This is a genomic window from Streptomyces sp. SAS_270, from assembly GCF_052543295.1.
The window spans coordinates 29,024-53,274 of sequence record NZ_JBMNDS010000069.1; the positions used below are offsets into that span (position 1 = coordinate 29,024).

Here is a 24,251-nt window from a genome sequence, read left to right on the forward strand (position 1 = left end):
TCCTGTGCGGTGCCCGCGGTGTTCGGTGCGTGCCCTCGGCGTGCCGGACGAAGGCCCTCGTACTGGACGTACTTGGGCCTTCGGCCGGTGCGGCGAGGGTGCGTGCCGGGCGCCGTGGGTGCTGTGCGGGACTTTCACAACACCCCCTAGAGCGCCCGGTACATGATGTGCAGCCCCACTCGTCCGTGCCGGGGGTGCTCGTACGCGTCCGGCACGGTGCCCAGGATGCTGAAGCCGAGCGAGGTCCACAGGCCGACGGCTGGGTTGGTCTCCACGACGGCGTTGAACACCATGCCGAGGTAGCCGTGCGCCTTGGCCTCGGCGAGAACGTGCTCGGCGAGGGAGCGGCCGATGCCGCGGCCGGCGCAGTCGGGGTCGACCATGAAGCCGGCGTTGGCGATGCGTGCTGCCGGGCCGCCGTAGTTCGGGGTGAGGAAGGCGGAGCCGACGATGGTGCCGGCTCCGTCCTCGGCGACGTACACGCGCTTGGCGGGTGCCATCCACAGGGCGCGGGCGGCCTCCTCGGAGGTGTCCGGGTCCCAGGCGTAGGTCTCGGCGGCGGCGACGACGCGGTGCCAGAAAGGCCAGATCCGCGGCCAGTCCTCGGCCGCGGCTTCTCTGATCAGCATGGACGTGAGTCTGACACGCCCATGCCGTCAGCGATCGCGATGGGTTCGGTCGGGGTTCAGTCGACGCTGGGCAGGATGTGGGGTTCGGCGAGGTCGTCCTCGTAGCCCGCGAGGCGGATCGGGGCGGACCTGGCCCAGACGTCGAGACTGCCGAGCTTCTTGTCGGGCCCACGGCCCGCGCGCTCCGTGCGTTCCTTGGGGCGCTGATCGCGATTCGTCTTCTCCGGTGTCACCGCGCACTCCTTATGTGTCGGGTCACCCTCGGGACGTGCAGGGCCAGTCTGCTGCCGGCCGCCTGACGCCCACTCGGATGTGGGTCGAGAGCAGTTAGGGACGCGGTGGCGCCGGTAACTCAGCTGAGAGCAGGCCGTGGTGACCGGCATGTCCCGGGACGGACCGTGGGTGTGGGTGGAACCCAGTTGAGCTGTCCGTCCGGTACAGGGTAACCAAATGAGCGGATGCCCGCTCGATGGGGCTGAAAACAAGAGGTAACTGTTTTGAGTCGTTCTGCGCCCATCCACCTGCCATCTAAACTGATTTGATGGCATATCCGTAACTTACGGACACCCATTCGGGTTACAGCCCACTCCCGGGGCGCCCCTACGCGCCACCACACTCCACGGCGGGTACGGGCGCCCGTGAGGGCGGTCAGCTCGATCAGAGCTTCTGCAGACCGGCCTGGACGTCGTCGAAGTTCATCACGGGCATGACGGCCAGCTTGGCGCCGAGCTCCTGGAAGAACGGTTCGGCGAAGGAGGGGATGTCGGACGGCTCCTTCAGGTCGAAGACGATGTATCCGGTACGCATTCCGTCCTGCGCCCCGAAGTACGCGGCCTCCGGTTTGATCCGGTCCAGCACCGACTTCATGGTCTGGCCCAACGTGTTGTCCGCGATCGCCTTGTTCGCCTTCTCGGTGTCCATCTGGACGGTCAGCAACACCCTCATGGTCTTCCACCTCTCGTTGGCGTGTCGGCACACCCGTGCCCCTGCCGATCGTCGTAGGGGCCCCCGGCCTTCGCATCCAGAGCGAGCCATACGGGGCCGGCAGGTGACCGCGCGGGCGGCGTGAGAGTCGGTTCGGCCCACCGCGGCCCGCCGCCGCGCCATCGCGTCCCGACGCGGCCGCCGGCGCCTCGCCCCGACAATCCGGTCAACGATCCCGGCCACGCACGCATGTGTTCGTCCCCACCGCGGACCGTCTTGTCCGGGAAGCAACTTGCTTCAGGCACTGCCCAGTCGGCCCGGCGCGAGCGGGGCGCGATGCTGCTCCACCTCGGCCAAGTACTCGGTCATCGCGTCCCGGTTGTGGGTGAGGACCTCGATCCGCTCGTTGAGCTTGTCCCGCTCCGAGGTGAGCAACGCGAGCATCTCCGGGGTCGCGTCCGGGAAGTGGATGGACCTGGGCTTGTCCAGGCAGGGCAGGATCTGCTTGATGATCCGGGTCGGCAACCCCGCCGCCAGCAGACCGCGTATCTGCCTCACGCGGTCCACGTACCGCGCGTCGTAGGCGCGGTATCCGTTCGTCGACCGATCCGGGACGATCAGGCCCTGCTCCTCGTAATACCGCAGCAGGCGCCGGGACACGCCTGTCAGGCGGGACAGTTCACCGATCTGCACATGTCCGAGAGTAGCGCGGCCCGAGCTTGACCATCACATCAATGTGAGGGTTTCACGATCAGTGCATGACGATCACAACAGCCTCTCCGACAAGACGTGACGTGCTGCCCTGGTCCGCGCTGCTTGCACTGGCCACCGCGGTTTTCATCACCAGCCTGACCGAGACCCTGCCGGCGGGCGTCCTCCCGCAGATGTCCTCCTCTCTCGAAGTCAGCTCCGGTGCGGCGGGCCAGACCGTCACCGTGTACGCCGCCGGTACGGCGCTGACCGCCATACCGTTGGCCGCTGCCACGGTGGGAGTTCGGCGCAAGCCGTTGCTGCTGGGCGCCATGACCGTCTTCCTGGTCGCGAACACGCTCACCGCCGTCGCGCCCGGCTACGCGGTCCTGCTCGTGTCCCGGTTCCTCGCCGGCGTCGCCGCCGGACTCGCGTGGGCGATCCTGGCCGGATATGCCCGGCGTATCGCGCCTCCCGGTCAGGAGGGACGTGCCATCGCGATCGCGATGACCGGGATCCCCCTGGCTCTGTCGCTGGGTGTTCCCGCCGGGACGCTGATCGGCCAACAGATCGGGTGGCGAGCGTCGTTCGCCGCCGTCTCGGTGATCACTCTCGCCGTCCTCGGGTGGATCGCGTTCAGCGTTCCCGCCCTCAACCGGCCGGCCACAACAGCCCAGGAGCCGAAGCCGACCGCCCGGCAGACGCTCCGGGTCCCTGGGGTCGCCGCCATCATGGCCGTCGTCGTGACCTTCGTCCTCGGCCACACGATCATCTACGCGTACATCGCGCCGTACCTGCGGCACGCCGGCCTCGCCACCGCGGTGGACGCGATCCTGCTGGCCTTCGGCATCGCCGGCCTGGTCAGCATCTGGTACACCGGCCGTCACATCGACAGACACCTTCGTGGACTCGCGCTGACCGCCGCGGCTCTGTTCACTGTCGCCACGTTCGCCTTCGCCGTCACCACGGCACAGGCCGTCGTCTGGGTCGCGGCCGTCGCGTGGGGCCTGGGATGGGGCGGTACGCCCACGCTCCTCCAGACCGCGGCCGGTCATGCCGGGATGCGACGCAGCCCGGCCGTCGCCGACACCGCGCAGGCCATCCTTGTGACCTTGTGGAACGCGGCCATGGCCCTCGGCGGCATCATCGGCGGCCTACTGCTGCAGCGAGCCGGCATCACCGCGGACGCCGTCGCCGCGGCAGTGCTCGGCCTCCTCAGCCTGACCGTGATCGTCCTCACCCGAAAGCCCGCCTTCGCGACAACGGACCAGGACGCGCCGTGACTCGGCTGCTTCGTGGGCACCCTCGTGCGTGGTCGACGCGCGAAGGTGCCGCGTTCGCGGTCTCTCAGTCGAGGCAGAACTCGTTGCCCTCGATGTCCTGCATCGGGAGGCACGACTCGTTCTCGCCATCGGCACGCAGAAGTTGCCCGCGTACCGCGCCGAGCGGGAGCAGTCGTGCGCATTCGGCCTCAAGTGCGGCGAGTCGCTCCTCGCCCACGAGCCCGGTGCCGACCCGTACGTCAAGGTGCACCCGGTTCTTGACGACCTTGCCTTCGGGAACGCGCTGGAAATACAGTCGCGGGCCCACACCAGAGGGATCGATGCAGGCGAACGCCGAACCCCGACGCTCGGGCGACAGGGAGCGGTCGTACTCGTCCCAACTGGCAAACCCCGCGGGCGGCGGGGGTACGACGTACCCCAGTACCTCGCACCAGAAGCGAGCGACGCGCTCCGGTTCCGCGCAGTCGAAGGTGACCTGGAACTGCTTGATCGACGCCATCGGTCCACCATAGGGGCAGGGTCTTTCGCCGCCTGCACGGGCCCACCCCCGGCTGGGCTGCGGCGGTTCGCAGTTCAAGTGCCGTTGGCCGGTTCGCAAGGCGGACATGATCTGCTGGCGCGCGACAACGGCTTATCCCGCGCGAGGACTCGGGAGGACTGACGCATGGAGCTGCGCAGCGTCGAGGAGCTGATGGACCTGCTGTACGCCTGCCGGGGTGCGTGGGACATCCCGGATCTGCCCCGCTCTCGGTCACGCCCGAGCGGGGGGATACCCGTCGGCGATCCGGTCGATCTGCACGATCACGCGCTGCAGACCGCCGCGCTGCTGCGGCGCGGCCGTCCCAGCGACAAGGAACTCCAGGTGGCGGGCCTGGTGCACGACATCGGGCACCTGCTGCGGCCGGGCGACGACGCGGGGCACGCGGATCGCGCGGCCGACGCGGTACGGGGCCTGCTCGGCGAGCGGGTCTCCCGGCTCGTACGGCTGCATGTCGCCGCCGAACGGTATCTGGCGACCGCCTCGCCGGGCCGCGGGCTGTCCGGGCAGAGCGCGCCGGCCCCGAGGGTGCAGGGCGGTGCGATGACGCCGGCGGAGGCGGCCTGGTTCGAGCGCGAACCGCTGGCCGAGGACGCGATCACGCTGCGGCAGGCGGACGACGCGGCCAGGGTCGCCGGCCTGGACGCCGGCGTCCTGGAGGACTGGCGCACGGTGCTGGAACTGGTCGCTACCCAGCATTCCCCGCTGGGGGCTGTTGACTGACGGTCCGTCATGAGACGGTACGCGGATGACGTCGCCGTACGGGCTTGAGGGCAGGGTCGCCATCGTCACCGGCGCCTCGCGGGGCATCGGGCGCGCCGTCGCCGAGGCTCTGGTGCGGGCGGGCGCGCGGGTGTGCGTGACGGCACGCGACGCGGGCGCGGTGCGGCGGACCGTCCAGGAGCTGGGCGCGGCCGTGGGGCTGGCCGGTACGGTCGCCGACCCCGCGCATCTTCGGGAGCTGACCGGGCTGGCGCTGCGGGAGTTCGGGCGGATCGACATCGTCGTGAACAACGCGGCGACCAACCAGCCGTACGGCCCGCTCATGGACGCCGATCCGGACGGCTGGCGTGAGGCGTTCACGGTCAACGTCGAGGCGCCGCTGCGGCTGGTGCAGTGCGCCTGGCGGGGCTGGATGGCCGAGCACGGCGGGTCGGTGGTGAACATCTGCACCGAGGGCGCCGGACACGTCGGCCCGCAGGTGGGCGCCTACGGCACGAGCAAGGCGGCCCTGCTGCACCTGACGCGCCAGCTCGCGGGCGAACTGGCGCCGAAGGTGCGGGTCAACTCCGTCTCCCCCGGCCTCGTCCGCACCGAGATGGCCCGCTTCGTGTGGGAGGGGGCCGAGGAGACGCTCGGCGCCGGGCTCCCCCTCGGCCGCCTCGGCGAGCCGGACGACATCGCCGAGGCCGTGCTGTGGCTGGCCTCGGACGCGGCCCGCTGGATCACCGGCGCCGATCTGCTGGTGGACGGCGGCACCCGGGTCAGGGCGGCGCACACCTCAGGGGCGCAGGCGTACGCCGTCCATGACCAGCTGCGGGCGCGCCGGCCCTAGAACCACGGGCTCCTACCACTTGCCGGGCGCGTAGTCCTTCATGAAGACGCCGTACAGGTCCTCGCCCTGTTCGCCGCGCACGATCGGGTCGTAGACGCGGGCCGCGCCGTCGATCAGGTCGAGCGGGGCGTGGAAGCCGTCCTCGGCGAGGCGCAGCTTGTCGTAGTGGGGGCGCTCGTCGGTGATCCAGCCGGTGTCGACCGAGGTCATGAGGATGCCGTCGGTCTGGAACATCTCCTGGCCACTGGTCCGCGTCACCATGTTCATGGCGGCCTTGGCAGCGTTGGTGTTCGGGTGGCCGGCGCCCTTGTAGCCGCGGCCGAAGACGCCCTCCATGGCCGAGACGTTCACCACGTAGGCACGTCCGCTGTTCGCCTTCCGGGCGGCGTCGGCCATCACCGGGCGCAGCGCGCTGATCAGGATGAACGGCGCCGTGTAGTTGCAGAGCTGGGTCTCCAGGAGTTCCACCGGAGAGATCTGCTCGATGGTCTGCACCCAGGTGTTGGTGTCGACCACGTCGGGCACCAGGCCGCCCGCGTCGATGGCGGTGCCGTCGAGGTGCCGGGCCACGCTGGCGTTGCCCGCGACCAGGGCGAGGTCGGCGACCTGCTGGGCGTCGAGCCCGCTGGTGCCGAGGGGCAGCGCGGCGAGGCCGTCGACCGCGCCGGAGTTGAAGGCGCCGATGACGTGGTGGGCGGGGAGTTCACCGGCGGGCAGCGGGGCGCTCTCGCCGCCGACCAGGGCGGCGTAGGCGGAGGGCAGGCGGCGTACGGTCTGCGTCGCGTTGTTGATCAGGATGTCGAGGGGGCCCGCCTCGGCGACCCGCTCGGCGAGGGCCACGGCCTGCGCCGGGTCGCGCAGGTCGATGCCGACGACTTCGAGGCGGTGCATCCAGTCCGCCGAGTCGTCCATGGCCTTGAAGCGGCGGATTGCGTCCTTCGGGAAGCGCGTGGTGATCGTGGTGTGCGCGCCGTCCCGCAGCAGTCGCAGCGCGATGTACATGCCGATCTTGGCGCGGCCGCCCGTGAGCAGCGCGCGCTTGCCGGTGAGGTCGGCGTGGACGTCGCGCTTCTCGCGGTTCAGGAGAGCGCAGTCGGGACAGAGCTGGTGGTAGAAGTAGTCGACTTCCACGTACCGGGTCTTGCAGGTGTAGCAGGAGCGCGGGCGCTGGAGTATCCCGGCGATCCGGCCCTCCTCCGTCACCGACGACGGCAGAAGGCCCTCGGTCTCGTCGTCGATGCGCTGGGCGGAGCCGGTCGCGGTGGCCTCGGTGACCGCCTTGTCGTGGGCGGTCTTGGCGGCCCGGCGGTCCTGGCGGCGGCGCTGCTTGACCGTGCGGTAGACGCCCGCGGTGGCGCGGCGCACGGCGATGGCGTCGGGGTGGTCGACGTCCAGCTTGTCGAGTTCGTCGAGCACGGCGAGGCAGGTGGCCAGCCGCTCCGGGTCGATACCGGGACCGTACGAGGCTGCCGCCACCTCTGCCGTGTCCACGGCGGGGGTCGCCTGGCTGTCGTCTGTCACCGTCATCGCCGTGTGCCGTTCCTCGGGTTCCGCGCCGCGCTCGAACCGCGCTCGCTTTCGAAGGCGGAATTTTACGGAGCGAAAGGCCGAGGAGCCAAACCCGCCATGATCACCGACGTACGGACGGGCCGCAAGACGGGGTCAGGACCCGCATGCGGCGAGGAGCGCGGCCACCTCCTCGGTCACCGCGGCTGACAGCCGGTCGAGGTCCGGGACGGCCTCCGCGTCGGCGACGAGCCCGTAGTGCACGCGCCCGCGGAACGTGGAGACGGCGATCGCCAGGGCCTGTCCGCGGGCCAGCGGGGCGAGCGGGAACACCTCGGTGACGGGGCAGCCGCCGAGCTTCAGACCGAGGCTGGGCAGCGGCACGCTGGTGACGAGGATGTCGAAGAGCAGCCGGGCCGCCTGGCCGACGACGGGGCCGCCGAGCCGGTGTCCCAGCGGCGGCACGTGGTCGGCGAGCAGCGCGACGGCGCCGGCCCCGCGGTTGGGCCCCGCGTCCTTGTTGCGGTCCATCGCCGTGCGCACCGTGCGCAGCCGGGCGAGCGGGTCGGGGTCGTCGACCGGAAGCCGTATCAGGTAGCCGGAGAGCCGGTTGCCCTGCGGGTGCGCGGTGCGCGGGCGGCGCTTGGAGACGGGGATGAGGGCGCGTGGCGCGACCCCTTCGCTGCCGTCGCCGCGCTCGTCGAGCCAGCGCCGCAGGGCGCCCGCCACGACGGCGATCAGGACGTCGTTGACGGTGCCGCCCTCGGTCTTGCGGATCCGGTGCACCTCGTCGAGGTCGACGACCACGCCGGCGGTGCGGCGGGTGCCGGTGGGCTGCGAGGTGAGCGCGGTCGAGGAGCGGACGTCCCAGGTGGCGCGGGCGACCGAGGTCCCGATGTCGAGGGCGCGGCCCACGTCGGAGAGGGCGCCGCGGACCAGACCCGGCAGCTTGCGTACGTCGGGAAGGAGGCCGCGCGGCGGTTCGGCGGGGCGTGGCCGGGGTTCCGGCATGTCCATCGGGTCCATCAGCGCGGCCGCGAGCATCAGGGCCCGCAGTCCGTCGGCCAGCGCGTGGTGGAACTTGAACAGCACGGCGAACGACGTGCCGTCCTCGCCGGGCAGCACATGCGCCTCCCACGGCGGGCGGCCGCGCTCCAGCGGGCGTTCCATGAGGTGGCCCGCGACCGCGTGGAAGTCGGCCGTCGGCGCGTGCAGCCGTACGTGCTGGAGCGGGTCGAAGTCGGGCGCCGGTTCACGAGTGGCGCCGCCGAAGGCCAGCGGGAGCAGTGGCTGCCAGACGTCGCGGATGCGCATCCGCAGCCCGGGCACCGCGGCGGCGCGGGCTGCGAGCAGGTCGGCGGCGTGGGCGCCGGCGGTGGGTGAGTGGGCCGAGAAGACACCGAGGGCGCCGAGGTGCATCGGGTGTTCGGCGGACTCGATGTTCCAGAACGCCAGGTCGAGAGGTGCGAGCAGGTCGGAGGTCAAAGGCTTGCTCTCGCGTCGACGACGGGTGAGCAAGCAGTCAACCTCCGACAAGCGATTACGGTCAAGTACGATCAAGCTACGCACAGTTAACAGCAGATTAAGCCGAGACACACCGATACTCGTCCGCCCCAACCGCCCGTGGCGCCGGTGGACCGGGCCGGTTCACCCGTGGCCCGATTCCCGCCCCTCCCCTCTCCTCACCGGAGTGCTTCCGTCCGCCACCGCGCCACGTCCGGATGCAGTCCTCGCGATGAGCCCTGATCCTGGACCAGAAGGGGAGGGCGCACAGCAACGAGAGGAAGACCCCATGTCTGTGATGGACAAGCTCAAGCAAATGCTGTCGGGCAAGGAAGAGCAGGTCGGCAAGGGCGTCGACAAGGGTGGTGACATGGTCGACGACCGCACCCAGGGCAAGTACAGCGGCCAGGTCGACACGGCCCAGGACAGGCTCAAGGACGAGCTGGGAAGGAACCGCGGAGAGGACCGCCCGCCCCAGCAGTAGGACGCGGAAGTGGGCCGGGCGGCCGCCGAGTGCCGCCCGGTAGCATCGCGATCATGGCGGATTGGGAGACTCGGCCCGCTTCGGCGGCGGATGTCGACGCGGTGGCCGCGTTGCGGGCCGTGGTACTGCGCGCCGATCTGGAACGGCTGGGGCGGTACGACGAGCGACGGGTACGACAACGGCTGCGGGACGAGTTCGCGCCGGCGCACACCCGGGTGATCGAGGTGGCCGGCGCGTTCGCCGGCTGCGTCGCGCTACGCCCGGCCGAGGACGCCCAGTGGCTGGAACACTTCTACCTGGCTCCGCACCTCCAGGGCCTCGGTGTCGGCTCAGCCGTGCTGCGCGGCCTCGTGGAGCGCTGCGACCACGACGGCACCCGGGTCCGGCTGAACGTCCTGCAGGGCAGCCCGGCCCGGCGCCTGTACGAACGGCACGGGTTCACCGTCGAGACCGAGGACGCGGTGGACGTGTTCATGGTGCGCGAGGCCTCCTCGACCGCGCCCTGACCGCCGCGAGCCGTCAGCTACCCACCGCGGGCTACGACACCCGCTGCCCCTTGCCGAGTGCGATCACCCCGCCCGCCGACACCGTGTACAGCTCGGCGTCCCGGTCCGGGTTGACGCCGATCGTCGCGCCCGGCGGCACCTCGACGTTCTTGTCCAGGACCGCGCCCCGCACCACCGCGCCCCGCCCGATACGGACGTTGTCGTGCAGGACCGAGCCCTGGACGACGGCGCCCGGATCGACACGGACACCCGGCGAGAGCACCGACCGGGAGACCTGGCCCCGGATCAGACAGCCCGCGCTGATGATCGACTCGCTGGCTATGCCGCCGGCGTTGAAGCGGGCCGGCGACAGCTGCCCGGAGTGGGTGTAGACGGGCCACTGGCGGTTGTAGAGGTTGAAGGCGGGGCGCTCCGCGATCAGGTCCATGTGGGCGTCGTAGTACGCGTCGAGGGTGCCGACGTCGCGCCAGTAGCCCTTGTCACCGCTGGTCTCGCCGGGCACGTGGTTCTCGCTGAAGTCGTACAGCTGCGCCTCGCCCCGGTCGGTGAGCATGGGAAGGATCGAACCGCCCATGTCGTGCACGGAGTCGGGGTCCTCGGCATCGCGCTGGAGCGCCTCTATCAGGGCCTTGGTGGTGAAGAGGTAGTTGCCCATCGAGGCGAAGACGCACTCGGGGTCGTCCGGCAGGCCCGGCGGGTCGCTGGGCTTCTCCAGGAAACCCTCCACGGTCCGGCCGTCGGAGCCGGGGCTGATCACGCCGAAGGACGACGACTCGCCGCGCGGCACCCGGATGCCGGCCACCGTCACGCCCGCGCCGCCCTCGATGTGCTGGGCCAGCATCTGCCGCGGGTCCATGCGGTAGACGTGATCGGCGCCGAACACCGCGACGTAGTCGGGCTGTTCGTCGTGGATGAGGTTGAGCGACTGCAGGATCGCGTCGGCGCTGCCCAGGTACCAGCGCGGGCCGAGGCGCTGCTGCGCCGGGACCGGGGTCACGTAGTTGCCCAGCAGGCTCGACATACGCCAGGTCGTGGTCACATGACGGTCCAGGGAATGCGACTTGTACTGCGTCAGGACGCAGATGCGCAGGACGTCGGCGTTGACGAGGTTGGAAAGTACGAAGTCGACAAGGCGATACGTTCCGCCGAAGGTGACCGCGGGTTTGGCGCGGTCGGCGGTGAGGGGCATGAGCCGTTTGCCCTCTCCCCCCGCCAGTACGATTCCCAGCACCGAAGGTCCACCGCGCCGCATGCCGCCGCCCCTCTACGCCCGGTCGGGCCGCGCCCGCCTGGGGGCCCGGCCGCTGCTTCCGAAACACGCCTGTCCGATGGCTGCCCCGGTCATACGCCCTGCCCGGTGACTACCCCGGTTTGAGGATCTCCTCGTACAACTGGACGGTGCGCCGGGCCACCGCGTCCCAGCCGAACTCCCCCACCGCGCGCTGCCGTCCGGCCTCGCCCATGCGTCGGGCGGCCTCCGGGTCGGCGAGCACCGCGTCGAGGGCGCGCGCGAGGTGCGCCTCGAAGTCGTCGTCGACGTCGACGAGCAGACCGGTGCGGCCGTCGTCCACGACCTCGGGGATGCCACCGACCCGCGAGGCGACCACGGCCGTGCCGCACGCCATCGCCTCCAGGTTGACGATGCCCAGCGGCTCGTACACCGAAGGGCACACGAACACGGCGGCGTGCGTGAGGAGTTGGATCACATCCGGGCGCGGCAGCATCTGCGGGATCCAGTGCACTCCCTGGCGTACGCCGCTCAGTTCCTGGAAGAGCTCGCGGAACTCCCGGTCGATCTCCGGGGTGTCGGGGGCGCCCGCGCAGAGCACCACCTGGACGTCCGGGTCGATGTCCCGGACCGCGCGCAGCAGGTGGGGCACGCCCTTCTGGCGGGTGATACGGCCGACGAACAGGAGGTACGGGCGGTCGGCGTCGAGGCCGATGCGGGCGAGGACGTCCGTGCCGTGGTCCGGCCGGTACAGGGCGGTGTCGATGCCGTTGTGGACGACGCGCACCCTGGCCGGATCCAGCGCCGGATAGCAGGTGAGGATGTCCTCGCGCATGGCTCCGGATACGGCGATCACGGCGTCCGCGGCCTCGATCGCGGTGCGCTCGGCCCAGCTGGACAGGGCGTATCCGCCGCCGAGTTGCTCGGCCTTCCAGGGGCGCAGGGGCTCCAGCGAGTGGGCGGTCATCACGTGCGGGATGCCGTGCAGCAGCTTGCCGAAGTGGCCGGCCAGGTTGGCGTACCAGGTGTGCGAGTGGACGAGCTCGCGGCCTTCGAGACCGGCCGCCATGGAGAGGTCCACGGAGAAAGTGCGCAGCGCGTCGTTGGCCCCGTCGAGCGCGGACCAGGGGCGGTGGCGGACGACGCCGGCAGCTCGCTCCGACGCGGTGACCTCGCCCCAGCAGTGCACGTCCAGGTCCGTGAGGGAGCGCAGCTCCCGGGCGAGGAACTCGACGTGGACCCCCGCACCGCCGTACACATCGGGCGGATACTCCCGGCTCAGCAGTCCCACTCGCACACAGAACCCCCCGTCATAGCGGCTGGTGCTCTTCATGGTCACCCAGATGAGGCGGCGGGGGAAGACCGCGACCCGGGGAACGCGCGGTCGGCGTCCGCGCGCGGGCGGTCAGTCGAAGGCGTCCGTCATGCAGTCGGAGCGGCATCCCCGCGCCTCGTAGCGCTGCCGGAGCGCCGCGGCCGCCTCCTCCCGTGACCCGCACGGGTGTCCGAACTGCCGGTGCGCCGTGGCGAGCACGTCGTCGATCCTGATGATGACGGGCTCGTCGGGCGCGGCGCTGCGGCGCGCCCGGGCGATCGCCAGGTCCGCGGCGCGCAGCAGATGGCGGGAGTGCTCACGCGCGAGCGCCGCCCGTGCGCGTTTCGCCGACAGCGGCCGCACGGCGCGTCCCCGCCACAGGAGTCCGGCCGCGACGAGCACGAATCCCAGGGCGATGAACTCAAGGCCGTGCATCGGCGCCCGGATTCCTCGTCTGCGGGCGGCGGTCGAAGCAGCAGTCGCCGCACAGGCCGCCGCCCGGGAGGCGGTAGTAGAGACAGCAGCTGCGGCGGCGGAGGGTGGTGGGGTCCAGGGTGCCGGCGAGCTCGGGGTGGGTGAAGAGCCCGGCGGCGATCTCGTGGGCCCGGTCGGCCACGTCCGCGCGGCGGTTGGCGGACGCCCAGCGGTCGAGTTGACGCAGGGCGCCCGCCAGGGCGGAGCCCGAGTTGCCCCGCAACAGGCCCGCCGAGACGCCGTACCGGGAGCGCAGGGCCGCCGCCAGCGGGGCGAGATGACCTTCCTGTACGACGTCGCCGATCGCCGCCGCGGGCAGCATGCGCACCTCGGCCGGCCACAGGTCGTCGGGCGCGCCGGCGTCCGGATTCCAGTGCAGCAGCCGCGCATCGAGGTCGGGCACCCGGCCGAACAGCGCGGCGGAGCCGAGCGCGATCGACCACAGCCGGGCGGCCAGCGCCTGGTGCGCGATCGAGGCCGCGACCCGGTCCTCGGGGGCCCGCAGACTTTGTGCGACTTTGCGGACCCGGAAAGTCATCGGATCCGCATAAACGTCCCCGTCCGGGTCGCTTCGAGAGGTCGTATAGGCCTTCTCAAGCGTTGCTTGAGCGCCCTGTGGCGATACTGCCGTGCGTAGTACGAAGAAGCCACCGAGCGAGTCGAGTGCTGAGAGATCCGGGTCGAGGTCCACGAAGAGCAGTAGTACCAAGCCCCCTAGGGGTTTCCACCGGCGGGCCCGGCCGTGCTGTCACCCACCCTGGGGAGGACGAGGCGCGTGTCCTACTCCATCGGCAGTAGGACCCAATGCCTGCTCAGGTACGACGACGTGAAGGAATTCGCAGGGCATCGTTGTTGCTATGCAAGCCGACCGTTCGTCGCGCCGGGCCCGCCGCCCACGCCGTACGCAGAGGAGGGACACATGAGCGCTCTGACGCTGTCCGTGCTGCTCTCCCTCGTCTCCGCCGTCGCGTACGCCGGCGGTGCCATCGTCCAGGAACAGGTCGCGGTGACCTCCCCGGACCAGACGTACGCGCCGCTGCGCAGGCCCAGCTGGTGGGCCGCCGTGGCGCTGAACGGCCTCGGTGGGCTGCTGCACGTGGTGGCGCTCGCCTACGGCCCCCTGAGCCTGGTCCAGCCGCTGGGCGCGCTCACCATCGTCTTCGCGCTGCCGATGGCGGCGCTCTTCGTCGGCCGCAAGGCCGGGGCGACCGCATGGCGGGGCGCGATCATGGCGACGGTGGGCCTCGCGGGCCTGCTGTCCCTGGTCGGTACGGCCGACGCACGGTCCCTGAGCGACCCCCAGCGCGTGCTGCTGGCCGTGGTCAGCGGCGGCGCCGTGGTGGCGCTGATGGTCGCGGGCCGTGCCGCGCACCGCCACCCGGCCGTGCGCAGCGTGCTCCTCGCGGTCGCGTCGGGTATCGCCTTCGGTATGTCGTCCGTGTTCACGAAGACGGTCGCGGTGGACTGGACGAACCACGTCACGTTCTCCGACCTGCCGAGCCTGGGCGTCATCGGCGTCCTGGCCACGGCCGGAATGCTCCTGTCGCAGGCCTCCTACCGGGGCGGCGGCCTCGCGGCCCCGCTGGCCACCCTGACGGTGGTGAACCCGATGATGGCGGCGGCGGTCGGCATCACGATGTTCGGCGAAACCTTCCGCTACGGAGCGACGGGCACCATGCTCGCCCTGGGCTGCGGCGTCGTCGCCGCGGGCGGCCTGATCCTGCTCACGACCGAGCGGCTGGACACCCCGCAGCGCACGACGGCAACGACCGCACCCGCCGCCCTCCCGGCGGGCACGCCCCCCGCGAAGGAACTGCTCGCCGGGCTTCCCGCCCAGTCCGCGGCGACTGCCTCGACAGCGCTTGAAGACGCCTTGGCACAACTTCAGGTGACCGTTCCGGCACCGGCGACGGCCTCGGTGACGGTGCCGGGCACAGTGCCGGACGCGGCGTACGACGGCGCGGACCAGGACGACGACGGGGCCAAGGTCCCGTCCGTCCCGGCCCCGTCCCTGGACGACGTACCGCGCTACTACGCACCGTTCTACGGCGGGCCCTACGTCCCGACCCCACTGCTGGACCGGCACCGCACGCGCGTCAAATCCTGACGCCGCCCGCCCTGAGATACGCGACCGGATCGACGTCGGAACCGAAGCCGGGCCCCGTCCGCACCTCGAAGTGCAGATGCGGGCCCGTGGCGTTGCCTGTGGACCCGGAGCGGCCTATGCGCTGGCCGGTCGTCACGCTCTGCCCGGCCTTCACGGAGATCGCGGAGAGATGGGCGTACTGCGAGTAGCGGCCGTCCGAGTGCCGTATCACCACCTGGTAGCCGTACGAACCGCCCCAGCCCGAGCTGACGACGTGGCCCGCGCCGACCGCCTTCACCGTGGTGCCGGTCGGCACCGGGAAGTCGACGCCCGTGTGGTAGCCCTTGGACCAGGACGAGCCGGCGGCGCGGTACGGCGTGCCGGTCGCGGCGTTCACCGGGGCGACCAGGGTGTGGGTCGTGGTGACCTTGTCGGTGTGCTTCTTGGTGTCCTTGGTGTCCCTGGTCTCCTTGACCGGGGACTTCTTCGTCTTCTTCGTCGTGGACGTGTCGGACGTCGTGTCCTTGGGGTGGGCCGTCGGCGCCTTGCCGCGCAGGCTCAGCCGCTGGCCGGGCAGGATCAGGTCCGGGTCGGAACCCACGGTCGTACGGTTCGCGGCATACAGCCGCTGCCAGCCGCCCTGGACCTGCCGGGAGTCGGCGATGCCGGAGAGCGTGTCGCCGTGGACGACGGTGTACATCTCGGCCGTGCCCGCCTGCGACTGGGGCGTGGTCTGCGGCTGTACGTCGCGCACGGAGCGTTTGGGAGTCCGTGTGTCCCTGCTCGTCGCGGTCTCTTTGGTGGTCTGTGTGGTGGTGCCGGACGTGCTGATGTGGGGGGCTCCGCCGCCCCGGGCGAGTCCGGCGCGGACCGAACAGACCGGCCAGGCGCCGGGCCCCTGTCCGTCGAGCACCTTCTCGGCGACGGCGATCTGCTGGTCCTTGGTGGCCTGATCCGCGCGATGCGCATAGGCCGTGCCGCCGTACGCCTCCCAGGTGGACTGGGTGAACTGCAGCCCGCCGTAGTAGCCGTTGCCGGTGTTGATGCTCCAGTTGTTGCTGGATTCGCAGGCGGCGACCTTGTTCCAGGTGTCCACGTCGGCCGCGTGGGCGGCGCCGGGCGCGAGGAGCGGGAGTGCAATTCCGGCGCCGCCGGCCGTGACGGTGAGTGAGGCGCGGTTGATCCTGTTCGGCTGATACCGGCGGTGCCGACCCCGTACGGCCATGCGGATGCCCCCTCGACAATGCGTCAGGAGCCGCAAAAATAAGCGCTTCGAACAGGCCACGACAAGAGCACAATCAGCCTCTCGTGTCTCGTCGCCGACGCTCAACTACGCGTTCGCGGCCTCCCGTTGCCGTCGTGTCACCTCGTCGCGGATGCCTTCCGCGTCCTCCACGGTGCTGTGATAGGCCAGTTGGGGTGCGTCTCCGTGTGCCAGCGTGACCGCGATCGGGAGCGCGGTGAGCAGGGTGGCGGGCAGCACCGCGCGGGACATCGCACGCGACAGCAGGTCTCGTAGCGCGGGTTCGGGTGCGTCGCTGTCGAGGGCGAGCCGGACGGTCAGGTTGTGGAAGCTGCTGGAGATCTCCCGGTGGACGTTGAGCATCCCGCGGGTGTCGAGGCGGCCGTCGGCCCGCAGGACCGGATCGCGCAGCTCCGCACCCACGTGCGTTCCGACCTCCGCCTGGATCAGGGTGGCCAGTTCGCCGCAGAGTGCGGAGAGCAGGATCTCCTGGGAGTTGGGGCCCTTGTCGATGCCGACGAGTTGCTTGGGCTGGTCCGCGATCAGGGGGTCGGAGAGACGTCGTACGCCGTCGACGGTGAGGGCCGTGCGGTAGACCGCCTCGGAGCCGTTCTCCCAGACGACCTCGGCTTCCACGGAGCACACGGAGGAGGGCTGAGGCGCCGGCTCAGGGGCCCAGTCGACCGGAAGGTCCAGAACGGTGCCGTCGCTCCGGCGGACGCGCACGGCGGCACTGATCGGTGACTCGTCGAGAAACACCCGGTGGTTGGGGCTGAAGGCGGTGACGAGCCGGTTGACCGAGGAGACGGTGTCGGCGGGCGTGTCGCAGTCGAGGTCGCAGTGCCAGGCGAGGTTGCCGAGCGGGGCGCCCTGGGCCGGGCGGCCGTCCTCGTCGAGCGCGAGGTCGGCTCGTACGGTGACGCGCAGCGCGCCGAGTGTCACCCCGCGGGCCGTGTAGCCGTTCACCTTGGTCATCAGTACGCATGCCCCGAGGGCGGCGAGCGCCGACTCGTACGGGGTGGGCGTGCCGTCGTCGGGCGCGGCCAACGACCGCTGCTCCAGGTGGAAGTCGCGCGCGACCCTGATCGTGCCGACGCGGAGGGTGAGGGCCCTGGCCCTGGAGATGCCGTGCTCGTCGGTGCGGGCGGGCGCCTCGACGGCGAAGTCGGCGATCGCCTCCTCGGGGTGCTCGCGAAGTTCGTGGACGGTCTCCGAGACACCGGTGATGTTCAGTCCGTTGCGCATGTCTGAAGGCCTTTCGTCACAGTCCGGAGAGCGCTTGGTCGAGGTCGGCGAGCAGGTCGTCGGTGTCCTCGATGCCGGCCGAGAAGCGCACCAGCCCGGGCTCGATGCCCACTTCACGCCGCTGACGGGACGTCAGAAAGCTGTGCGAGGTGTTGAACGGAAGGCTCACCAGCGACTCCACGCCGCCCAAGCTGGTGGCCACGACGGGGAGTTCCAGCCGGTCGAGGAGTTTCAGAGCCGCCTCGTCCCCGCCGTGCAGCTCGAACGCGACCATGCCGCCCCAGCCGTCGGAGCAGAGCTCGTGCAGCCACGGGTAGGGGTACTCGGGGCGCGAAGGGTGGTGGACGGCCCGGATCGCCGGGTGCTCGGCGAGGAAGGCGGCCAGCGCGGTGGCGTTCTCGCTGTGCCGGCGCATCCGCAGGGCGAGCGTCTTCAGCCCGCGTTCCAGCAGGAAGCACATCATGGCGTCCAGGGAGCCGCCGAACTTCAGCAGTTGCGACCAGATCCGGTCGACGTACTTGCGTGATCCAGCGGCGACACCCGCGGTCACATCGCTGTGGCCGTTCAGGTACTTGGTGGCGCTGTGGATCACGATGTGGGCGCCGTGCTCCAGCGGCCGCAGGCACACCGGCGAGAGGAAGGTGTTGTCGACGACCAGCAGCAGGCCGAACTTCCTTGCCAGCGCGCCCAGTTCGGCCAGCGGCACTGCCTTGAGCAGCGGGTTGGTCAGGGTCTCGAAGAACAGCACCTGGGTCTCGTCGCGCACCGCCGCACGGATCGCGTCCAGATCGGTCGGGTCGGTGAAGGTCACCGAGCGTCCCAGCTGGTGCATGTCCTCGCGCAGCAGGTTGAAGGTGCCGCCGTACACGTCCCGCGAACTGACGATGTGGCCGCCCTTGTTGGTGAGCGCGAGCAGCGTCGTGGTGATCGCCGCCATGCCCGAGGAGAACATCAGGGCGCTCTCCGCGTTCTCCAGCGAGGCGATCTTCTCCTGCACGGACCACTGGTTGGGGCTGCCGTAGCGGCCGTAGATCGGCACGTCGCGGATGTGCCCCTGGTCGAACGCCTGGTACGTGTCCTCCGTGAAGGCGAACGTGGTGCTCTGGAACACCGGGGTGCCCACCGCGCCGGTGATCGGGTCCTCGTAGGTCCCCGCGTGCACACTGCGCGTGCTGGGTCCGCTGCCGTCCACCACCCGCTGCTGGGGAAGCCGCGGGCCGGGCACCCGGCCGCGCTGCAAGCTGTCCGTCCAGGGACGGTTGTGCCCGGCGCCCGGAGCGTTGCCCTGGGACTTCGCCATCGTGTCAGTCCTTTCTCTCGGTGGGTACGGCCGTGGGAGCGGCGGTCGGTACGGCGGCAGGAGCGGCCGCGGATGCGAGATCGGGTGCGGGTGCTGGTGCGGGTGCGGGGGTGTGCTCGCCCGCGTCCGTCAGATTCCGCACGTCCCGTACGGCCAGGGGTGCCAGGCTGATCGCCAGGTGGGCGAGGCCGACGGCCAGCATCGTGCGCCGGGCACCCCACAGCGCGGCGGCCGGTCCGGCGAGGGCCATGCCGACGGGCTGCATCGCGTAGGACCCGAGCCATTCGTACGCGCTGACCTTCGACAGGGCGGTGGAGGGGATCTCCCGCTGAAGGACCGTCTCCCACAGGGGGTTGAAGACCATCAGCCCCAGCCCGCCGAGGAACGCCCCGGCCATGACGGGCACCGCCGACGACACCTGCGACATCACGAGCGAGGGCACGGCGAACAGCGACACGGACAGCGCCGCGAACCGCAGTGGCCGGCGCGGGCGTACATACAGCGCGACCGCACCGCCGCTCACCGCCCCGGCGCCGAAGGCCGTCAGGACCAGGCCCCAGGCCTCGGGCCCGCCGAACTCCCGTTCGCTCAGCGCCGGTCCGAGGACGGAGAACACCGACCAGCAGGCGTTGGTCAGCGACGCCGCGGAGATCAGGGACCACACCCAGGTACGGGAACGGAACTCCCGCCAGCCCTCACGCAGATCGCGCGCGAGGTTGCGCGCGGCGGGCGCCGCCACCTGGGCGTCACTCCTGTCGGACTTGTCCGACGGTGCCTTCGTCGCCGTCGTCGCCTTCGTCGCCTTCCGAGTGGGGCCGGTGAGCGGGCGCAGCCTGCTCAGGAAGACCGCGCTCGCGACAAAGGTCACGGCATCGGCGCCGATCGCCCAGCCAGGCCCCACCGTGACCACGAGCACGGTCGCGACCAGCGGTGCCGCGATGAACGCCGCCGAACGCTGCATGGCGAGCAGGGCGTTGCCGGCCTGCCGCTGCGGCGGCGGCACGGTCTGCTGGAGCAGCCCGGACACCGCCGGAGTGAACATCGCGGTGGCCGAGCCGTGCACGGCCTGCAGCGCCATCAACTGCCATATCTGCGCCTGGCCCGACAGGACGAGCGCAGCCGTCGCCGCCTGCACACCCGCCCGCACCACGTCCGCGCCGATCATCACCAGATGCCGCGGCAGCCGGTCCGCGAGCGCACCGCCGACCAGCATCAGCAGCACGAGCGGGACGGTCCGCGCCGCGAGCACGAACCCGATGTCGGCGGCCGACCCGGTGAGCCCGAGCACGGCGAACGCAAGCGCCGGCGCGACCAGGAAGTCACCGAACGCCGAGGCGAGTTGGCCGAGGAAGAACCAGCGGTAGGCGGGGATGCGCAGCACGGAGAGGCGCGAGGGGGCCGCGGGCGCGGTTGCGGTTGCACCGGACGGGACGTCTCCGGGGCCCCCTGCCCCGGCTATCCCGCCGCTTCGCCCGTCCGCCGTACGGGAGTTGTCCGCTCGGGGCGATCCGTTCGATCCGTCTCGCGCAGCTGGTCCGCCTGATCTGCCTGGTCCGCCTGATCCGGCTCGTCCATCTGGTTCCGTACGCGCCATGTGGTGTCGGGCCGTTTCTGCTCGCGGGCGGTCACGTGATCGATCTGCGGCATCAGGGCGCAGACGTGCGGAGGCAGGACGTGCACCCGCCCGGAGGCCGGGCGCCGGGTCCGTTCGCCCGCGGTCTGCCAGGGATACGGGTAGGCGTCGAGGTCGACGTCGCCGTCCGTGAAGGACCCGGTGCCCGGCTCGACCGCCACCGTCACCGCCACGTCGTCGGCGTCGCACATCCCGATCGCGGCCATCCCGGCGTCCTGCAACGCGTAGGCGCCCGCGCACACCTCGGTCACTCCGGGTACGGCCAGCGCGCCTTCCGCGGTGGGGGTGCCGCCCACCGTGACCGTCGGACAGTCGAGCCCGTGCGCCCGCAGCAGTGCGGCGCCGCGCACGGCGTACTCGGCGGCGAACCGGCCGACGGCGGCGCGGTCCGCGGCGGATTCTGTGGTGGTCAGGGCCTGGTAGCCGGTGATGCCGTCGAGCCGCAGGGTCGGGGCGGCAGCAGCCGCGCGGGCGAGGGCGACCAGGTCGCCGTCGGGTGTGGCGGTGATGTCGTCGCCGGTGCCCAACTGGATCCGGATGCCCACGACGCTGCCCTCGGCGGCGGCCGCCGCGGCGAGCCCGGCGACGGACTCCGGGCGGTCGACGTGCACCGCGACCCGGCAGTCCCGGGCCAGCCGCGCGATGAGCGGCCAGCGCCAGGGGTCGCGCCACGGGTGGGCGATGACGACGTCGGTGATGCCCGCGGCCACGTACTGCCGGGCCTGGGCGACCTGGTTCACGGCGATGCCGACGGCGCCCGCCCGTGCCTGCCGCAGGGCGATCTCCACCGTGCGGTGGGCCTTCACATGGGCACGTACGACCGGACCGTGCGCGGCGGCGAGGCCGTGAAAGCGCCGGAGGTTGCGCTCCAGGCGCTGGACGTCGACGTATGCCGCCACGACGGGGGGAGGGACGTTGTTCGCGCCGTACGCGTCGGCCGCGGAATCGCCGCGCGCCGCGAATGCGCCGGGACGGTTCATGCGTCGCGTCCGTCCCACGCGTCCCTGGCGAAGGAGAAGCCCGTGGGCCCGCCGGACAGCATCGCCCGTTGGCGGTCGGCCTCGTCCTCGGCGGGTATGCCCACCCCGTTGAGTCCCAACAGGATCTCCTTCGTCCAGTCGAGCCCGAGGGCGTCCTCGATCGCGGCGTCCCGGGTCGCCGCGGTGAACAGCATGCCGAGGCCGAGCGCGGTGCCCACGAGGTAGGCGGTCTGGCTGAAGTGGCCCAACTCCATGAAGAGGGTGCGGTAGACGCGCCCGGTGCGGTACTTCCAGGCCGTACGTTCCAGCACCGCCGTGTACAGCAGGAGCACCCCGGTGTCGCCGAGGTAGGTCTGGTCGCCGCACCATTCGACGATCCGCTCGCGGTCGACGGCACCCGGTGTCAGTGCCTCCAGCGCGTGGGCGGCGGAGTGGTAGTGGTAGATCCCGGGGGCGACGCCCTCGACGTTCAGCACCACCGGGTAGATCTCCACGGCGTGCAGGGCGCCGGGCGAGGGGCTCGCCTTGAGCATGGCGGGCTGGAAGCCCTCGGGCCGTACCTCGTGCAACGGGCCACCGACCCAGCGCAGCAGGGAGGCCAGTTGCCCTTCGGTCACCGGCCGGCCGGCGTCGAATCTGCGCGTGGAGCGTCGGGTGCGTAATACGTGAGCGAGGTCGGTGTCCGTGAGAAGCGTGTCGTCGCCGCGCGGCAGCAGAATGCGCTCGGCGTCCGGGTATTCCTTGACGGCCGACGGCTGCGGACGATCCGGCAGGCTTTCGCGCAGCCATGCGGTGTCCTCGGCCGCGGAGGCGAATTTCTCGTCGTGGAGATTGCGGCTCGCCAGGTGGTAATACGTCGCCGCGGTTCCCCATTGCGCCCACGGTCCCCGCCGCTCTTCGAAGAGATGTTCCGCGGAACCCTCCTCGACGAGGACACCTCGTTCGACCAGCTGTCTGATGAGCGAAGACCCGGTGTCTTCGGCGGACTCGGCGTCGGTCCAGTCCGCGAACCGGTGCAGCAACCGCCGGGCACCGGAACTCAGTGCCAGTTGGCGGTGCCGCACCGGATCGTCGCAGACCAACTGCCCATTGCGCCAGAAGAAGACGCAGAGGCGTGATACGCGAAGGCGCATGGCGTGAATCAGGCGGCCGTTGGAATCTGACAGGTCTGGGCGGCCGCGTACTCGTCCTCGATCAAGGACTCGAATGCGGTGTCCTCGAATTCGATTTCAATTCCCTCACGCATGGGGACTCCATTTCGTCGAGAATGCAATTTCGGGATGCGGCAGACGCTAGTTGAACGACGGATGTCATGTCCAGAGCGAATGGAGAAGATGCCGCCGGCTGAAGAAAGCTGCCGATTGGGGGCATCCTGCCGGTGCGCCGCACCGAGTTGCCGCTCCCGGCAGTCACGGGCATGGCCGAAACCAGCCGCTGAACGAGGGCCCCGCGCCGCTGAGGCTTCCCGGGGTTCTTCTGCGTACAACCCCACGGCAGGTCAGGATGGCCGGTGGGGCAATACTTCCAGGCACGACCGGCGCGACAGCCACACGTACGAACAGCACGACACGCGGCACATGCAGGACAAGCAGCACATGCACGACACGCACCACCGATTCCAGAGCTATAGGAGCCACGGTATGAGCACTTCAGCCCAGATCGGCGTCACGGGACTCGCGGTGATGGGGCGCAACCTCGCCCGCAACTTCGCCCGCAACGGATACGCGGTCGCCGTGCACAACCGCACGGCGGCGAAGACGCACGCTCTTGTGGAGGAGTTCGGCGAGGAGGGCACGTTCGTCGCGGCCGAGACCGCCAAGGAGTTCGTGGCGGCGCTGGAGCGCCCGCGCCGCCTGGTGATCATGGTGAAGGCCGGTGAGCCGACCGACGCGGTCATCCAGGAGTTCGCGCCGCTGCTCGAGCCGGGCGACATGATCATCGACGGGGGCAACGCCCACTTCGCGGACACCCGCCGCCGGGAGCGTTCCCTGCGCGAGCAGGGCATCCACTTCGTCGGCACGGGCGTCTCCGGCGGCGAGGAGGGCGCGCTGCTCGGACCGAGCATCATGCCGGGCGGCTCGCCCGAGTCGTACGAATCCCTCGGCCCGATGCTGGAGAAGATCTCCGCGAAGGCGGCGGACGGTTCGCCCTGTGTCACCCATGTCGGGCCCGACGGCGCCGGTCACTTCGTGAAGATGGTGCACAACGGCATCGAGTACGCCGACATGCAGCTGATCGGCGAGGCGTACCAGTTGCTGCGCGACGTGGCGGGCTACTCCCCCGCGCAGATCGCGGACATCTTCCGCACCTGGAACACCGGCCGGCTCGACTCCTACCTCATCGAGATCACCGCCGAGGTCCTCTCCCACGTGGACGCGGCGACGGGCAAGCCGTTCGTGGACGTGGTCCAGGACCGGGCGGAGCAGAAGGGTACCGGCCGCTGGACCGTGCAGATCGCGCTCGACCTCGGCGTGCCGGTGTCCGGCATCGCGGAGGCGGTCTTCGCCCGCTCGCTGTCCGGGCACGCCGCACTGCGCGAGGCCTCCAGCGGGCTCGCCGGGCCGAAGGCGTCGCCGCTCGGCGAGTCGGAGGCGGCCGCGTTCGCCGACCGCGTGGAGCAGGCGCTGTACGCCTCGAAGATCGTGTCGTACACCCAGGGGTTCCACGAGATCATCGCGGGCAGCGACGAGTACGAGTGGAACATCGACCTCGGCTCCGTCGCCTCCATCTGGCGCGGCGGCTGCATCATCCGCGCCGCGTTCCTCGACCGGATCCGGGCTGCCTACGACGCCCGGCCCGACCTGCCGAGCCTGCTGTCCGACGACACCTTCGCGCAGGAGATCGCCGCCGCGCAGGACGACTGGCGCGAGGTCCTGGTCGCGGCCACCCGCCAGGGTGTCCCCACGCCCGGCTTCTCGGCGGCCCTCGCCTACTACGACGCCCTGCGCGCCGAGCGTCTGCCCGCCGCCCTCACCCAGGGCCAGCGGGACTTCTTCGGGGCGCACACCTACCGCCGTACGGACCGCGAGGGCTCGTTCCACACGCTGTGGGGCGGGGACCGCTCGGAGGTCGAGAGCTAGTCATGCCGCATGACGGTGGCCCGGTGCACGCACAGTGCACCGGGCCACC

At 71.0% G+C, this 24,251-nt stretch carries 24 protein-coding genes; 7 read left to right on the forward strand and 17 right to left on the reverse strand.

Features of this window, described 5'->3' with window-relative positions; translation table 11 throughout:
• Positions 1-146: 146 nt before the first annotated feature.
• From ACN6LB_RS34105 to ACN6LB_RS34120, 4 genes are all read right to left on the reverse strand, one after another.
• Entirely contained in the window at positions 147-629 is a 483-nt protein-coding gene (locus ACN6LB_RS34105) for a GNAT family N-acetyltransferase (protein WP_445029212.1), read from the reverse strand.
• A gap of 56 nt (positions 630-685) precedes the next feature.
• Positions 686-862, reverse strand: a complete 177-nt coding sequence (locus ACN6LB_RS34110) for a hypothetical protein (RefSeq protein ID WP_356141863.1) — start codon at positions 860-862, stop codon at positions 686-688.
• 424 nt (positions 863-1,286) lie between these two features.
• Positions 1,287-1,574, reverse strand: a complete 288-nt coding sequence (locus ACN6LB_RS34115) for a DUF3303 family protein (protein ID WP_445029213.1) — start codon at positions 1,572-1,574, stop codon at positions 1,287-1,289.
• A 276-nt stretch (positions 1,575-1,850) separates the two neighbouring features.
• Complete coding sequence (locus tag ACN6LB_RS34120; protein ID WP_356141860.1) at positions 1,851-2,246, reverse strand: MerR family transcriptional regulator; 396 nt, start codon at positions 2,244-2,246, stop codon at positions 1,851-1,853.
• A 65-nt stretch (positions 2,247-2,311) separates the two neighbouring features.
• Between ACN6LB_RS34120 and ACN6LB_RS34125 the strand changes: the two genes are divergently transcribed.
• Positions 2,312-3,526: an MFS transporter gene (locus ACN6LB_RS34125; protein WP_445029214.1), complete on the forward strand. Its 1,215-nt coding sequence runs from the start codon at positions 2,312-2,314 to the stop codon at positions 3,524-3,526.
• Between the two features lie 64 nt (positions 3,527-3,590).
• Here the strand turns inward: ACN6LB_RS34125 and ACN6LB_RS34130 are convergent, their stop codons facing one another.
• Positions 3,591-4,025 (reverse strand): VOC family protein, encoded by a 435-nt coding sequence (locus ACN6LB_RS34130; protein ID WP_445029216.1) that lies wholly within the window; start codon positions 4,023-4,025, stop codon positions 3,591-3,593.
• 165 nt (positions 4,026-4,190) lie between these two features.
• Between ACN6LB_RS34130 and ACN6LB_RS34135 the strand changes: the two genes are divergently transcribed.
• Together ACN6LB_RS34135 and ACN6LB_RS34140 are read left to right on the forward strand one after the other, a co-directional pair.
• Positions 4,191-4,787, forward strand: coding sequence for an HD domain-containing protein (locus ACN6LB_RS34135; protein ID WP_445029217.1), 597 nt, complete (start codon positions 4,191-4,193; stop codon positions 4,785-4,787).
• A gap of 25 nt (positions 4,788-4,812) precedes the next feature.
• Positions 4,813-5,619, forward strand: a complete 807-nt coding sequence (locus ACN6LB_RS34140) for an SDR family oxidoreductase (RefSeq protein WP_445029218.1) — start codon at positions 4,813-4,815, stop codon at positions 5,617-5,619.
• A 12-nt stretch (positions 5,620-5,631) separates the two neighbouring features.
• On the opposite strand, the gene ACN6LB_RS34145 is transcribed toward ACN6LB_RS34140, so the two are convergent.
• Both ACN6LB_RS34145 and ACN6LB_RS34150 read right to left on the reverse strand, forming a co-directional pair.
• A complete protein-coding gene (locus ACN6LB_RS34145; RefSeq protein ID WP_356141848.1) occupies positions 5,632-7,146 on the reverse strand; it encodes an SDR family NAD(P)-dependent oxidoreductase in 1,515 nt (504 codons plus the stop codon).
• Positions 7,147-7,281: 135 nt separating this feature from the next.
• A complete protein-coding gene (locus ACN6LB_RS34150) occupies positions 7,282-8,610 on the reverse strand; it encodes a wax ester/triacylglycerol synthase family O-acyltransferase (RefSeq protein WP_445029230.1) in 1,329 nt (442 codons plus the stop codon).
• Between the two features lie 307 nt (positions 8,611-8,917).
• On the opposite strand from ACN6LB_RS34150, the gene ACN6LB_RS34155 reads away from it, so the two are divergent.
• Positions 8,918-9,112, forward strand: coding sequence for an antitoxin (locus tag ACN6LB_RS34155; protein WP_445029219.1), 195 nt, complete (start codon positions 8,918-8,920; stop codon positions 9,110-9,112).
• Between the two features lie 53 nt (positions 9,113-9,165).
• Positions 9,166-9,618: a GNAT family N-acetyltransferase gene (locus ACN6LB_RS34160; protein WP_445029220.1), complete on the forward strand. Its 453-nt coding sequence runs from the start codon at positions 9,166-9,168 to the stop codon at positions 9,616-9,618.
• A gap of 31 nt (positions 9,619-9,649) precedes the next feature.
• On the opposite strand, the gene glgC is transcribed toward ACN6LB_RS34160, so the two are convergent.
• The 4 genes from glgC to ACN6LB_RS34180 form a co-directional block, all read right to left on the reverse strand.
• Complete coding sequence (glgC, locus tag ACN6LB_RS34165) at positions 9,650-10,870, reverse strand: glucose-1-phosphate adenylyltransferase (RefSeq protein WP_356141841.1); 1,221 nt, start codon at positions 10,868-10,870, stop codon at positions 9,650-9,652.
• A gap of 109 nt (positions 10,871-10,979) precedes the next feature.
• A complete protein-coding gene (glgA, locus tag ACN6LB_RS34170; protein WP_356141886.1) occupies positions 10,980-12,143 on the reverse strand; it encodes a glycogen synthase in 1,164 nt (387 codons plus the stop codon).
• Between the two features lie 108 nt (positions 12,144-12,251).
• Entirely contained in the window at positions 12,252-12,596 is a 345-nt protein-coding gene (locus tag ACN6LB_RS34175; RefSeq protein ID WP_445029221.1) for a hypothetical protein, read from the reverse strand.
• The gene (locus ACN6LB_RS34180) at positions 12,583-13,326 is read right to left on the reverse strand and encodes a (2Fe-2S)-binding protein (RefSeq protein ID WP_445029231.1); all 744 of its coding nucleotides are present in this window, start codon (positions 13,324-13,326) and stop codon (positions 12,583-12,585) included. The genes ACN6LB_RS34175 and ACN6LB_RS34180 overlap by 14 nt, the downstream gene beginning before the upstream one ends.
• Positions 13,327-13,554: 228 nt before the next feature.
• Here ACN6LB_RS34180 and ACN6LB_RS34185 point away from each other — a divergent pair, with 228 nt between their 5' ends.
• Positions 13,555-14,742 carry a DMT family transporter gene (locus ACN6LB_RS34185; RefSeq protein ID WP_445029222.1) on the forward strand — a complete coding sequence of 396 codons (1,188 nt, stop codon included), beginning with the start codon at positions 13,555-13,557 and terminating at the stop codon, positions 14,740-14,742.
• Here the strand turns inward: ACN6LB_RS34185 and ACN6LB_RS34190 are convergent.
• The 6 genes from ACN6LB_RS34190 to ACN6LB_RS34215 all read right to left on the reverse strand — a co-directional run bounded on the left by ACN6LB_RS34190 (position 14,732) and on the right by ACN6LB_RS34215 (position 22,255).
• Positions 14,732-15,946, reverse strand: coding sequence for a transglycosylase family protein (locus ACN6LB_RS34190; protein WP_445029223.1), 1,215 nt, complete (start codon positions 15,944-15,946; stop codon positions 14,732-14,734). The genes ACN6LB_RS34185 and ACN6LB_RS34190 overlap by 11 nt on opposite strands.
• A gap of 105 nt (positions 15,947-16,051) precedes the next feature.
• Positions 16,052-17,209, reverse strand: coding sequence for an OsmC family protein (locus tag ACN6LB_RS34195; RefSeq protein WP_445029224.1), 1,158 nt, complete (start codon positions 17,207-17,209; stop codon positions 16,052-16,054).
• A gap of 16 nt (positions 17,210-17,225) precedes the next feature.
• Positions 17,226-18,509: a trans-sulfuration enzyme family protein gene (locus ACN6LB_RS34200; RefSeq protein WP_445029225.1), complete on the reverse strand. Its 1,284-nt coding sequence runs from the start codon at positions 18,507-18,509 to the stop codon at positions 17,226-17,228.
• A 4-nt stretch (positions 18,510-18,513) separates the two neighbouring features.
• Positions 18,514-19,890, reverse strand: a complete 1,377-nt coding sequence (locus ACN6LB_RS34205; protein WP_445029226.1) for an MFS transporter — start codon at positions 19,888-19,890, stop codon at positions 18,514-18,516.
• A 74-nt stretch (positions 19,891-19,964) separates the two neighbouring features.
• Positions 19,965-21,122 carry an alanine racemase gene (locus ACN6LB_RS34210; protein WP_445029227.1) on the reverse strand — a complete coding sequence of 386 codons (1,158 nt, stop codon included), beginning with the start codon at positions 21,120-21,122 and terminating at the stop codon, positions 19,965-19,967.
• Positions 21,119-22,255, reverse strand: a complete 1,137-nt coding sequence (locus tag ACN6LB_RS34215) for a SagB/ThcOx family dehydrogenase (RefSeq protein ID WP_445029228.1) — start codon at positions 22,253-22,255, stop codon at positions 21,119-21,121. The genes ACN6LB_RS34210 and ACN6LB_RS34215 overlap by 4 nt, the downstream gene beginning before the upstream one ends.
• Positions 22,256-22,762: 507 nt before the next feature.
• Here ACN6LB_RS34215 and gndA point away from each other — a divergent pair.
• Positions 22,763-24,202 (forward strand): NADP-dependent phosphogluconate dehydrogenase, encoded by a 1,440-nt coding sequence (gndA, locus tag ACN6LB_RS34220; protein WP_445029229.1) that lies wholly within the window; start codon positions 22,763-22,765, stop codon positions 24,200-24,202.
• The last annotated feature ends 49 nt before the right edge of the window (positions 24,203-24,251 follow it).